Source organism: Mycobacterium sp. 852002-51613_SCH5001154 (assembly GCF_001667425.1).
Taxonomy (GTDB): Bacteria; Actinomycetota; Actinomycetes; order Mycobacteriales; family Mycobacteriaceae; genus Mycobacterium.
On the sequence record NZ_LZII01000005.1, the window covers coordinates 203,090 to 215,833 of the forward strand.

Sequence of the window (12,744 nt, forward strand, 5' to 3'; positions counted from 1 at the left end):
GGCGTTGACGCCCGGCACCCGTCGTCGCCGTCGCGCGAAGCGGCCTACATGGGTCCGGGAAGCTCGCCAAGGTCGGAGAGTTCGGCGTGGACAGAGGTGATAGCCGCCCGGTACTGCTCCTCGGTCAGCGTTTTGGCGTAGTAGCGGTTCATCCGCAGCTGGTATTGCAGATCCCGCAGTTGCCGGACGCGGTTCAGCCTGGCGATGTCGCCCTGGGAGAACTTCAATTGCTCAGCCGTGATCTGGCCGGCCATGACTTGTTCGATCGGCGAGAGCCGATAACCGCAGCCGGCGAGGTATTCGAAGTAGGGCTTGAGATATGGGCGTCCGCCGGCCTGCCAGCTGCCGTAGGCCGTATGCCATTCGAACGCCGCAACCACCATCGCCAGGGTCACCATCGCCGGGCGGGCGTCGATATCGATTGTCGAGCTGAGGCTTTCGTATCGCGCTTCGTCGGACCCCAGCAGTTGCGCGGCCACATCCATGCTGGCTGGGCAGTGTAGGTCGGCCAAGTAGTGGAAATTGCGGGCAATGAAAATGTCGGTCCCGGCGGGTGGCGTGCTCCCCGCGATGATGTTTGCGCGAATCCAGTTGCGGCGAGCCGCAGCGACCTCGGCGGCGCGACGATCCAGCTCGCGCGTGAAGACCCAGTCCGTATTGGCTTGTGCCTCGGCCTCGGATTGCAGCTTGGTCGGCTGGGCGCCGGTATAGGCGGGGCCGGCCGTCACCTCGCTCAGCGCGAGCGGCCGTCCCATGTCCCGGGTCAGGTACCGGGCGTACACATCAAGATCGGGCACCTTTGCCAACCGGGCAAGATCGCCCAATGTTGTGTTACCGGCCGTCAATCGGCAGATCTGATCCTCTTGCCTGAGGTCATCGCGCGTGTAGATAATGCCGAGGTCGCGTCGGCGTACCCGGTCACCGGTATTGACGTCGACAAGCCACCCGGCCGGTCCGGCAATCCCCGGCACGTAGCGGGAGACTTCGACGAGCAAATCGTCGACGGTGGCCGAGTCGGGGAAGACCCAGAAGACGCGATGGGACTCGACGTCGTCGCCCATCGCCACGCTGGCGCGATCCAACGTGATTTTTACCGTGTCGGCCATGCTGGGGATTATGTCCCGAGGTCAGGCGCGCACGCCATTCACTAGAAGTTGAGCCCCGAGAACATGATTCGGCTGGGATCGTACTTCTGGCGCACGGCGGTCAGCCGGGACAGGTTCGAGCTGAAGTATCGCGAGGCCGGTTGGTTCGCCTCGATGTAGTTCACGTAGCCGCCGACCGAGTACGGCTGAACGGCCTGGTGTGCAGTGTTGAGCCAGTTGGTCGCCGCCGCCGCGTCGCCGGTTTCGACGTACCACTGCACCAGCGCGTACTGGCGACGCCACGGGAAGGCGGTTGCCCCAGGCGCCACATCGGCGAGGGCGCCGTCCAGCGCATGCATGATGGCCAACATGCGGCCGGCTCCACGCGGAAAGGTGTCGACCGCCTTGGCGATGCCCTGGGCGGTGGCCGCGTTGACGACGGGCAGCACGTCGGATCCGCCGACGTATCCGAGCGGTGACGGGTTGAGGTTCCCGACGGCCAGGTACCGCACCAGGTCGAGATAGTTGAAGGTGTGGTTCTCGGTCCCAGTCGGTTGCACCCCAACGGCTTTGGTGATGGCCGCCCCTACGCTGCCCCCCGATCCGACCGGGCAGGTCGCCATGATGCGGCAATGCGTGCCCATTCCATCGACGGTGGCGTCCGCCAGCGCCCAGCTGTTCCGGTCGGCGGTGCGCAGCCAGTTCTGCCAGCCGACCAGTACTTGCGCTAACGCCTCGGGGGGAAAGTTGAGGTTCACCACGTCAAGATCCGTGGTGGGAAAGGTGGCGAAGGTCAGCGAAGTGGTCACGCCGAAGTTGCCGCCGCCACCACCGCGCAACGCCCAGAACAGGTCGGGATTGCTGGCGCTGGACGCGGTCACGGCCTGACCGCCGGGCAGCACTACCGACGCCGACAGCAATTGGTCACAGAGCAGCCCCGCGTGGCGCGAATTGGCGCCCAATCCCCCGCCCAGGGCGTGCCCGGACGCCCCGACCGACGGGCAGGTACCCGTCGGGATGCCGCGGCCGGCGCCTGCCAACGTCTGGTGCATCGCGTACAAGCTGGTCGCGGGCGTCACCGTGATGTTCCCCGTACCGGCGTCGTAATTGATTCCTCCGGGCAGCTGACGCAGGTCGAGCACCATGACGCCGTTCGCCGTGGAGGCGCCGATGTAGGAATGCCCGCCGCTGCGCGGCGCCACCTTCAGGTTGTGAGCGGCGGCGAACGCCATGGCCTTCTGCACGTCAGCCGGCGACGTCGGGGTCACGATGGCAGCGGGCGTCGAGCCGTTGTAGTTGGTGTTGAAAACCTGCTTGGCCGACCCGAAAGCGCCGTTGTCCGGTAGCAGCACTTGTCCACCGATGGCGGTGGACAGACCCTCCCACCCGGTGGGGTTGGGGGCGGCGGTGGCCCGGGCGGAGCCGAAAACCGCACCCGCGGCCAACGCTCCGGCGGTCCCCCGCAGGAACGTCTGGCGTGAGATTTCACGCGCCACCGTCGGGCTCCCGCGTCTGCCTCATGTCCGGCATTGTCAAACGCCTGACAACCAAAACCTCGGTGCCCCATGCCGTGTGACCGGATCGAAACCGATACGAGCCGCCCCGGTGATGCACCCGCCGAGTACGGCGGGCGCCGCCTCAAACGGACACGCCGCTCTGCGGCTCGTATTGTCTGCAGCATGATCGCCGCTTTGATGTGCACGCCCGGCCAGTCCAGTCGGTAGCCGGGGTTCAGGCGCGTGGGTCCTCTTGTGCTGGCGCTTGCGGGCCTGGCGTTTCTCGATTCGTTGAACGTCCTCAATCTGGGCGTCGTCTCGGCCGTCATTTTCGACAGCCGGTTGAATCGCCGGTCGCCGATTCCGGGTGCCCTGAGCTTCATCGCGGGCGTGTTCGCCGTCACAACCACATTCGGGCTGTGCACGGTACTGGGCCTCAGCTTCTTGACCCATGTCGTCCATTTCCACGTGACGCCGGCCATCCGTTTTCGAGGCGAGCTGGTGCTCGGCCTCGTGCTGACCGGCCTGGCGTACTTCCCGTTGACCGCCCAATCATCGGCTCCGGGCTGGGCGCTGGCGGCGATGCGCGAACGGCCATGGCTGCTCGGGTTTCTCGGATTGGCCGTCGGTAGCGGGCAGGCGCCAACCGCAATCCCCTATCTCACGGGCCTGGCCATGCTCGCCGCCCTGCACCCGAGGCCACCGTTCTGGCCCTTGGCGATCGTCGCCTATTGGGCGATCGCACTTTCCCCACCATTGCTGATCCTTGCCCTTTCGATGCGACGAACCATGCGCGCCAAGCGCATTCAGCGCAGGCTTGTCCGCGCCCTGACCCGCTACGGCCCGATGTCGGTCCGGCTGTTGTTCCTGGTCTTCGGAATCGGACTGGTGGCCGACGCGCTCGTCAATCACAGCGCCCTGTGGTGACGCGGCACTCTTTCTCATCTCTTGCATAGCGAGCCGCAATATCTTGTTGCGTGTGACTGATCGCCAAGAGCGCGCGACTTCCTTCGGCTCGATCGCCGAGCACTATGACGGGTTGCGCCCGCACCCCCCGCAGCAAGCCGTGGACTGGCTGGTGCCACCCCATTGCGGGGTGGCTGTCGACGTGGGCGCGGGCACCGGGCTGTTCACCCGCACACTCGTGGACAGGGTAGCGACGGTCATCGCCGTGGAACCCGATGCGCGCATGCGGGCCGTACTCACCGAGCGGTCTCCCGGGGTTCGTGCCATCGAAGGCACTGGGGAGTCGATTCCGCTTCCCGACCTTTCCGCCGACGCGGTGTTTGTTTCGTCGGCGTGGCACTGGATGGATCCCAACCGGGCCGTTCCGGAGATCGGCCGGGTACTGCGCGACGGCGGGCGGTTCGGCCTGATCTGGACCAGTCGAGATCGTGACGTGGATTGGGTGCGCGACCTCGACCTGCTGCCGGGCGAAGACACACCCGAGGCTGAATCGCCCGACCGCTTCCGCCGGCGCCACGAAAACGTTGTGCTCCCCGACCCGCAGATCTTCCACAACCTCGCCCGCGAAACATTCACGTTCGCGCGGACGATGAGCATCGACGACGTCGTCGCAATTGTGGGCACCTACAGCCGGGTGATCATCGCGTCTGCGGATGAGCGCGCCGAGCGACTCGCCAATGCCCGCGCTGCCCTGACTGAGCGATTCCCCCGGGCCGAAGCGATCGAGGTCCCGATGAAGTCCCGGTGCTGGCGCGCCGACCGGATCCCCCGCGGTGTCGGACGCTAGGCGCTACGCCTCAGGCCTGCGGGCCCTCCGACGGCGGCCAGTGCGATCCCGGCGACGCCTCGCCTGGTCCCTCGTATTCGCCACGTGCGAGCGGCACCCACCGCTCGCTCGGGGCGGGCTGCTCGGACGATGGGAAGTCCCGCAGCTGGCCCGACGGCTTGGCATCCCATTTAGCGAAGGTCAACGGCGTCTGCAGCCAGGTGTGCAGCAGGCAGTACGCCGCCTGCAGCGAATCCAGATGAGTGCGCTCCCAACCGTGGCTGCCGTCGAGCCCGAAGCCGACGAGCGCCGCGCGAGTGCCCGCGCCCGCCTCGATCGCCGCGGCGGCGTCGGAGCGGTAGAAGCGGAACACGTCCCGCGCACATGGGATTTCCTGCTCCTGCGCGAGCCGGCACAGCTTCCGGGTCAGGTGGTAATCGAACGGACCGTGCAGATCGGCCATCGGTATAGTCACGCCGTCCTCGATGGAGTGCTGGCCGGGTGCACACACCGCGTTGTCCACCGAGACCAATTCGGCGACGTCGGCGGGCAAGCCATGGCTCGCGCCGTGGCCGACCTCCTCGGTGATGGTGATCATGACCATGGTGCGGTGCGGCAGCACTAACTTGTTCTCGGCGAAATTCTTGGCAAGGGCCAGCGCGATCGCGACGCCGGCCTTACCGTCCAGGTGGCGGGAAACGATGTAGCCGTCGGCGGTCAGCTCGGGGCTGGCGATGAAGGCGACGAAGTCACCGATCTGCAGGCCCAGCCGGACCAAGTCCTCCCGCGAGGACACCTTGCGGTCGACGCGGACCTCGACGTGTTCCCAGTCGGTGGGCTGCAGGTCGATCTCGTCACCGAAGGCGTGCCCACTGGCCTTGAGCGGCATGACTGTGCCGGTGATGAATTCGTCGGGATCGTCGGAAAAGATCCGCACCCGGGCGCCCGCCGCGAACCGGGCCGAGAACGTGCCGACCGGAATGACCTCGAGACGGCCATTGTCTTTGAGCCGACGCACCATGCAGCCGATGGTGTCGGCGTGAACGACAAGCGCGCGGTCGATAGTCGCGGAGTCCCCTGGGAGTTCGGCGGTCAACGCGCCGCGGCGCGTCAACGAGAACGGCACCCCGAAGTCATCGAAGATGTCGCCGATCAGCTGCATCACCGCATCCGTGCGCCCCGCCGGACTCGGCGTCTGCAGCAGCGCGAGCAGCGTGTCAACCATCCACGTGCGGTCGGCCTCGGCCATGGCCGCGCTGTGACGCACGGTGTCTCCTCTCGAGTCGTCCGGAACCGCGTTCAACCTACCGCGTGGTCACCGTCGACTCACCGGTACGGGCGGGCGCCCGCGCCGAAACCGGGCACCCCTGTCCCCCCGCCATCACGGTAGAGCACGTGGTGTCCGGACGCCCGTTGGCGCAACCGGATTCGCTCGCGCAAAGGCGACGGGCTTAGCTGATCCAATGTTACGGGTTGACGTTGGGACACACCTGCTTGATCCAGGCGGTAAGCGCGTCCCGGTTGGCGTTGAGGTCGGGATCGTTGGGCTGCGCGCCGACGGTGGTGACGAAGTGCTCGATCGCGGCCTTGACCGATTCGGGCGGCCCGTACTTTTCCAGCGTGTCGGCGAACCTGCGCGCATCCTCGGGTTTCTGGGTCACCATCAAGTTGTCTTTGGTGAACGAAATGTCCAAGCAGGTGGATTGATCGAAGGAGCCGCCTTGCGTGGAGGACGAGGGTGGTGTCGTCGTCGGCGGTGCCGAGCTGGGCGCCTGGGAGCCCGAGGCCGCCGACGGGCTTGACGACGAGCCCGACGATGACGTGCCGTTCGAGCATCCCGCTGCGACGATCGCGATGGCGACGACTCCCGCGATCTTGGTTCGGTCCAGCCGCATCGGAGGCTCCTCTGTTCCAAGAATGGCGTTTGCTGAATGCACCTTACCGGCAACTGGCATACCCCCGGCGCGGTTTTAATTCGCATTTGAATCCGAGACGCGCTGCGGCGCCTGCGTCGGTGGACGGCACCGCCCGATTTTGTTGCCCTAGGAAACCCTTGATCTGCGAATGATTCCCGGTTGCGGGCCGCCGAGCGGGCCGATCCGTCGGTCTTGGCCCGGTCGGCGCGCTACGCGAGCGACATGAATCCCGAGTTTCGAACGACGGTTCATCGAACACTTTGCGACGAATCACGCAATTTGCTGTCCGAGCGGTTATGCTTCCGTCCACCTCGTTAGCTTGGTCGTGGATGCGTCTGGTCGCGCGGAGGCTTGCAGAGCTGAACGCGACCGTGAAAGGTGAGCAATACATGCGCCGACTGTCAGCCGCGATCTCGTTCGCGACCATCGGATTACTGGTTGCCGCGTGCGGCGGTAGCAATGAAGGTGGCCCCGGCTCGTCGACGACGACCTCGACGCGTCCGCCGGTCGCGCAGGCGGCGCTGTCGGGGCTCTTGCTCGGTTCGGCGGAGATCGACAGCGCGCTGGGTGTGACCGGATCGAAGAGCAAAGAAAAGAACGACAAGCTCCAAGACGACAACGCGAAGCAGCCTTGGCCCGCGGGCTGGAAATTCCCCGACGACTGCATCTATGCCATCGGCCCCGGTCAGGCTCCCGTCTATGCGGGTAGCGGTTACACCGCGGTCAGCGGCGACGACGAGGTCGCGTCCCTTCCCCCGAATTCCAATGAGCCGGATCCCGAGGTGGGCCAGGTACTGGTGCTGTTCCCGTCTCCCAAAGAGGCGAACGCCTTCTTCAGTAGCTCGGCGCAGCGCTGGCCGGCCTGCGCGAACCGCCAATTCACCACTCCCGCCGGACAGGACACCCCCGAGACGGGGTGGCAGGTGGGACCGGTCTCCAACGCCAACGGGATGTTGAGCACCACCCTGACGATGACAGTGCGCGACAACGGCAACGTCCTGCTGACCATGACCTGCCAGCGCGCGCTGACCGTGCGCAACAACGTGGCGATCGATGTCGGTGTGGTCCGCAAGGAACCGGCGGACTTGGCGGTCAAACTCGCCGGCCAGATCGCCGGCCGAGTCGACAAGCAATGAGCCCGTACGTCTAGGAGGCGGACGCCAGTTCCGCGATGAGGTCCGCGAGCGCGAGGATGCGCTCGGCGTTGCGGACGTGCAGGCTCTCGACCATCCGACCGTCCACCGTGATGACACTGGTCCCCGCGGCCCGCGCTTCCTCATAGGCCGCGACAACCTTGCGGGCGTCGGCGACTTCCTGCTCCGACGGACCGAACAGGTCGTTGGCTGGGCCGATCTGAGACGGATGGATCAAAGTCTTGCCGTCGAAACCCATTTCGCGGCCCTGCCGAGCCTCGGCGCGAAATCCGTCTTCATCGGTGATGTCGTTGAACACGCCGTCCAAAATCACCTTTCCGGCCGCCCTGGCTCCCAGCACCGCCAACGACAACGCGGGCACGACCGGCGTGCGGCCAGGCACGTGCAACGCGTGCAGATCGTTCACCAGGTCGTTGGTGCCGATCACCAGCGCGGCCAGTCGGTCACTGGCCGAAGCGATCTCCTCGACCCTCAGGAAGGAGCGCGGCGTTTCGATCATCACCCACAGCCGCAACGACTCCGGGGCGTCGAGCTTGGCCAGCGTCGCGGCCAGCGCTCGGACCTGATCGCCCGACTCGACTTTCGGCACCAGCACGCCGTGGGCGGCCGAACCCGCCACCGCGGCCAAGTCCTCGTCGTGCCACTCGGTGTCCAAGCCGTTGATGCGCACCACGACCTCCCGGGGCCCGTAGCTGTCCGGGGAGATCGCGTCGCACACCGCGGCCCGCGAATCGGCTTTGGCGTCGGGTCCTACGGCGTCCTCGAGGTCGAGGATGACCACGTCCGCGGGCAGCGATTTACCCTTCTCCAATGCGCGGGTCTTGTTGCCGGGCAGATACAACGCCGAGCGGCGCGGGCGCAGAGTCGGTGCCATCCAGTGATTCGCTTCCTGTCTCGAGCTCAGCGGGGGCTTGGTGAGCGCGGCTTAGGCAGAAAGTACCCTTCGATCTCAGGTGGTATGGCCGCACAGTCCGTTGGCGGCGAACATCCGGACTCCTGCCGCCGCGGCGGGCGAATCAAAGGAGGGAGCGGCGAGTGTCATCACTTGGTTCGGCGCGCACCGAGGGCGACAGCTGGGATTTGGCTTCCAGTGTTGGGGCTACCGCGACGATGGTCGCCGCGTCCCGGGCGCTGGCCTCCCGCGAGCCCGATCCGCTGCTGGATGACCGGTTCGCCGAGCCGTTGGTGCGCGCGGTCGGGCACCCGTTCTTCGTCCGCATGCTCGACGGCCAGATCCCGCTCGAAAACGACGACATGCCCGTGACCCTGCAGCAGCGTCGCGAGCAGATCGCCGTACGCACCAGGTTTTTCGATGATTTCCTCACATCGGCGTCCAGCGCCGGGATACGTCAGGCCGTGATCTTGGCCGCCGGGCTCGACGCCCGGGCCTATCGCTTGGCCTGGACGGCGGGCACGGTGGTTTACGAGGTTGATCAGCCCGAGGTCATCGCCTTCAAAAGCGAAACGCTGGCCCGGATCGGTGCCGAACCGACCGCCGAACGCCGAACGGTAGGCATCGACCTGCGCGAGGATTGGCCAACCGCGCTGCGTGGCACGGGTTTTGACCCGACGGCACCGACGGCCTGGATCGCCGAAGGCCTGCTCCCCTACCTGCCGCCGCAGGCACAGGACCGCCTCCTGGACAACATCACCGCGCTCAGCGCACCGGGCAGCCGGCTGGCCACCGAGAACATCACCGACATGGCCGTGTTCACCAACGAGCGCGCCCGGGCGATGCGCACCACGTGGCGTAAGCACGGACTGGACATCGACGTCGCCGATCTGGTGTGGGAGGGGGTGCGCCAACCCGCCGGAGAGCACCTGGCCGCGACCGGCTGGATCGTCGCCCCCCACCCCACCGACCAGCTATACGCCGAGCACGGCTTCGTCGTTCCTGACAACGAAATGCTCAAGGAATTTCGGCACGCCATCACCTACATCAGCGCCGAACTGGGCTGACCGCGCCGGCTAGGAGTCAGGCCTGGCGTCGCGCCATTCCCGCTCGAAGGGCAACCGCCACGCATTGGGTGCGATCAGTTGATGGATGGCGTTGGGACCCCAGGTGCCCGGCTGGTACATCTTCGCCGGCGGGGGGTCGTCGAGCAGCTCCTGCGAACGCTCCCACAACGATTCGATGCCCTCCGCGGTGTTGAAGAGCGTGTGGTCACCCCGCATGGCGTCGAGGATGAGCCGTTCGTAGGCCTCCAGCACGTCCACGACGGTGTCGATCTCCTGCGAGGAGAACTGCATGGACAACTTGTCCAGCTTCATGCCGGGGCCCGGCCGCTTGCCGTAGAAGGACAGCGAAACCTTCGAGTTGTCGGCGAGGTCGAACGTCAGGTGGTCGGGACCCTGAGTCCCGACCCCCGAGCCGGGCGGAAACATCGTCCGGGGCGCCTCCCGGAATGCGATCGAGATGATGCGGATGCCCTCGGCCATCTTCTTGCCGGTACGCAGATAGATGGGCACGCCCGCCCAGCGCCAGTTGTCGATGCCGACCTTGAGGGCGATGAACGTCTCGGTGTCGGAATCCTTTGCCACGCCTTTCTCTTCGCGGTAGCCGTTGTATTGGCCGCGCACCACGTTGGAGGGTTTGACCGGCAGCATCGAGCGGAACACCTTGTTCTTTTCTTCGCTGATGGCAAAAGGTTCGAGCGCCGTGGGCGGCTCCATGACGACGAACGCCATCACCTGGAACAGGTGGGTCACGACCATGTCCTTGTAGGCGCCGGTCTCCTCGTAGAAGTTCGCCCGCTGATCCAGGCCGAGAGCCTCGGGGATGTCGATCTGGATATGGTCGATGAAGTTGCGATTCCAGATCGGCTCGAACAGTCCGTTGGCGAAGCGGAACGCCAGAATGTTCTGTGCTGCCTCCTTGCCGAGGAAGTGGTCGATACGGAAAATCTGGGATTCCTCGAACGTTTCGTGCACGAAGTCGTTGAGCGCCACCGCGCTGGCCAGGTCGGTTCCGAACGGCTTCTCCATCACCACCCGCGAGCGCTCGACGAGCTTGGCGTCGCTCAGCATGGTGATGACTTCGCGCGCGGCTTTGGGGGGCACCGACAGGTAATGCAGCCGCTTGACGTTGGAGCCCAGCTCGGCTTCGGCTTCGGCGACCGCCGCCGCCAGCGCTTCCGGTCCCTTCCCCTGCGGGACGTAGGTGATGATCTTCGCGAAATTGGCCCACTGTTCGGACGTGAGCTTGTGCCTGCCGAACGACTCGATGGCATCTTTGGCGATATCGCGGAAATCGTCATCACTGAGGTCTTCCAGCGACGTCGCGACGATCTGGATGTCGGGCGCAAGCTCGGACTGGTCCAGATAGGCCAAGCCGGGGATCAGCCTGCGTTTCGCCAGATCCCCGGTCGCACCGAACAGAACGATGACGTGGGGATCGAGCGGCTCGGTTTCGTGGCGGCGCGGACGCCTGTCGGCCGCCGGGTACGAGATGGTCTGCGGTTTCTTATCGGCCACCCCTGCGATACTTCCACCGCTGCGGCGTAATGTCGCGTCCGTCACTGCTAGCTCGGCCAACGCGGCCACTTCACCGCCATGTTGAGGATCACAAGACCCGGCCGGTTACCAGCCGGCGGATGGGGTACTGGAAAGCGACGGGCGCTGCCCGACCACAGTCGATGGAAAGTGATATGACGAAACCCGACAAAGATCTCCGGGGCCACTCTCAGGAGCTGGAAGACATCGTCGACCAGCTCGAGGAGAAGGTCGCCGACGACCGGGAGGCCGAAGGCGTTGCCGGCAAGCCCAGCGACCGGAAACGCGCCCCCACCCTCGGCTCGGGCGACGAACCGCCGGATTAGCCCCTAAGGGCCGGGCGGGGCGCCGCACCACGCCGTGAGCGCGTCGCCCAAGCCGTCACTCGTGCCAATTCCGACCCAGGCCACGTGCCCGTCCGGACGAATCAATACCGCGTCGGGAGCCGTTACCCTGCCGACTGCCGGAAGTTCCCAGTTACCTCCGTATTCCGCGTCGACCAGCTGGACCCTGTCCGCCCGGGAAGCCAGGTTGAATCGGCCCGCTTCGCCGAGGTTGAGCAGCACCGGTCGGGCCTGGTGTAGCAGCGTGAAAACCCGCAGCGGCCCCTCGGCGGTGACCAGGTCAAGGTCGGGCATGCGCCGTCCGAGCAGCGGGTGTGCGTCGCCCAGGTCGTAGCGGATGTCCAGGCCGGACATCATGGCGGCGAACCGTTGGCGAGGTTCTTCCATGGCGAGCAGGTCGCCAATCGTGTCGCGCAAGGCCTTGGTTCGGTCGTCGGGGCGAAGAAGCGCCATCTGCGCCATCGCGTTGCGCAGCACGCGCGCGGCGACCGGGTGCCGTTCGGTGTGATAGCTGTCGAGCAGGCTGCCGGGCGACGTGCCGTTGACCACTTGTCCCAGCTTCCACCCCAGATTGACCGCATCCTGCACGCCGGTGTTGAGCCCCTGGCCGCCCACCGGGTGGTGGACATGCGCGGCGTCCCCGGCCAGCAGGACGCGCCGGTCGCGATAGGTTGCGGCTTGCCGCGCCGTGTCGGTAAATCGGGAAAGCCAAGCGGGACTGTGTATCCCGTAGTCCGTTCCGTATACGGCGATCAGCGCCTCACTCAGGTCGCCTAACGTGGGTTCGCTGCTTGGCCCGAGACGCCGCTCGGTGACCATGACTCGCACCGGCCCGCCCTCCTCAAACGCGGAAAGGGAATGCACCCCGAGTGCATCGTGGCGGATGCCCCATACCGGCGAATCCCCTGTCCCGAAATCCATTTGGACCTCGCCGAGCAGGTAACTGGTTGTCGGCTCCCAGCCGGGGAAATCGATGCCGGCGGCTTTACGGACCACGCTGCGCCCGCCGTCGCAGCCGACGACGTATGCCCCTCGCAGGGATCGGCCATCGGACAACGCCACGTCGACACCCCTGCGGTCCTGGGCGATGCCAATCGCCTCATGTTCGCGATAGAACCGCACCTCCAACTCGTCCACCCAGTCGGCGAGTATGCGTTCGATCTCGTTCTGCCACAACGCGAGACCGTAGGGATGCCGGGTGGGAAAGTCGCTGATGTCGAGCCGAATCTGGGAGAACCCGGCGACCTGGGCAACCTCGCCCCGGGCAAGAAACCGATCGGCGATGCCCCGCTGATCGAGGACCTCGATGGTGCGCGCGTGCAGACCCCCGGCGCGCGCACCGATGAGGTCCTGGCCGGCGCGCCGCTCGACTATCGCCACATCGACCCCCGCCAACGCCAATTCACCGGCCAACATCAGGCCCGTCGGGCCTCCTCCGGCGATCAGCACCGCGTGGTCGACGTTCTCGTGTGATAACACTCCCAACCCCCTGATAAGAGCGAAAATCGGCTTCGGCCAGCGATTG

Annotated in this window: 12 protein-coding genes; 5 read left to right on the forward strand and 7 right to left on the reverse strand. The window is 66.0% G+C overall.

Annotation, left to right across the window (positions count from 1 at the left end; genetic code table 11):
• Positions 1-44: 44 nt before the first annotated feature.
• Positions 45-1,106: a hypothetical protein gene (locus tag A5750_RS01380; protein WP_067260783.1), complete on the reverse strand. Its 1,062-nt coding sequence runs from the start codon at positions 1,104-1,106 to the stop codon at positions 45-47.
• 41 nt (positions 1,107-1,147) lie between these two features.
• Entirely contained in the window at positions 1,148-2,581 is a 1,434-nt protein-coding gene (locus A5750_RS01385) for an FAD-binding oxidoreductase (RefSeq protein ID WP_067260785.1), read from the reverse strand.
• Between the two features lie 243 nt (positions 2,582-2,824).
• Here A5750_RS01385 and A5750_RS01390 point away from each other — a divergent pair, with 243 nt between their 5' ends.
• Together A5750_RS01390 and A5750_RS01395 are read left to right on the forward strand one after the other, a co-directional pair.
• Positions 2,825-3,508, forward strand: a complete 684-nt coding sequence (locus tag A5750_RS01390) for a GAP family protein (protein WP_066948606.1) — start codon at positions 2,825-2,827, stop codon at positions 3,506-3,508.
• Positions 3,509-3,560: 52 nt separating this feature from the next.
• Complete coding sequence (locus tag A5750_RS01395; protein WP_067260788.1) at positions 3,561-4,334, forward strand: class I SAM-dependent methyltransferase; 774 nt, start codon at positions 3,561-3,563, stop codon at positions 4,332-4,334.
• A 10-nt stretch (positions 4,335-4,344) separates the two neighbouring features.
• Here A5750_RS01395 and A5750_RS01400 read toward each other — a convergent pair whose 3' ends face one another.
• Positions 4,345-5,580, reverse strand: a complete 1,236-nt coding sequence (locus A5750_RS01400) for an osmoprotectant NAGGN system M42 family peptidase (RefSeq protein WP_156659259.1) — start codon at positions 5,578-5,580, stop codon at positions 4,345-4,347.
• A 199-nt stretch (positions 5,581-5,779) separates the two neighbouring features.
• Positions 5,780-6,208, reverse strand: a complete 429-nt coding sequence (locus tag A5750_RS25680) for a hypothetical protein (protein WP_156659257.1) — start codon at positions 6,206-6,208, stop codon at positions 5,780-5,782.
• Positions 6,209-6,618: 410 nt separating this feature from the next.
• On the opposite strand from A5750_RS25680, the gene A5750_RS01415 reads away from it, so the two are divergent.
• Positions 6,619-7,365 carry a sensor domain-containing protein gene (locus tag A5750_RS01415; RefSeq protein WP_066949108.1) on the forward strand — a complete coding sequence of 249 codons (747 nt, stop codon included), beginning with the start codon at positions 6,619-6,621 and terminating at the stop codon, positions 7,363-7,365.
• 10 nt (positions 7,366-7,375) lie between these two features.
• Here the strand turns inward: A5750_RS01415 and A5750_RS01420 are convergent, their stop codons facing one another.
• Positions 7,376-8,257, reverse strand: a complete 882-nt coding sequence (locus A5750_RS01420) for a CoA ester lyase (protein WP_066948590.1) — start codon at positions 8,255-8,257, stop codon at positions 7,376-7,378.
• 161 nt (positions 8,258-8,418) lie between these two features.
• On the opposite strand from A5750_RS01420, the gene A5750_RS01425 reads away from it, so the two are divergent.
• On the forward strand, positions 8,419-9,342 hold the full coding sequence (locus A5750_RS01425; RefSeq protein WP_066948587.1) for a class I SAM-dependent methyltransferase: 924 nt from the start codon (positions 8,419-8,421) through the stop codon (positions 9,340-9,342).
• A gap of 9 nt (positions 9,343-9,351) precedes the next feature.
• Here the strand turns inward: A5750_RS01425 and zwf are convergent, their stop codons facing one another.
• Positions 9,352-10,857 (reverse strand): glucose-6-phosphate dehydrogenase, encoded by a 1,506-nt coding sequence (gene zwf, locus A5750_RS01430; protein WP_066948583.1) that lies wholly within the window; start codon positions 10,855-10,857, stop codon positions 9,352-9,354.
• 161 nt (positions 10,858-11,018) lie between these two features.
• Here zwf and A5750_RS01435 point away from each other — a divergent pair, with 161 nt between their 5' ends.
• Complete coding sequence (locus A5750_RS01435; protein WP_066948580.1) at positions 11,019-11,201, forward strand: hypothetical protein; 183 nt, start codon at positions 11,019-11,021, stop codon at positions 11,199-11,201.
• 3 nt (positions 11,202-11,204) lie between these two features.
• Here the strand turns inward: A5750_RS01435 and A5750_RS01440 are convergent, their stop codons facing one another.
• Positions 11,205-12,698, reverse strand: coding sequence for an FAD-dependent monooxygenase (locus tag A5750_RS01440; protein ID WP_255360741.1), 1,494 nt, complete (start codon positions 12,696-12,698; stop codon positions 11,205-11,207).
• Positions 12,699-12,744 lie beyond the last annotated feature (46 nt).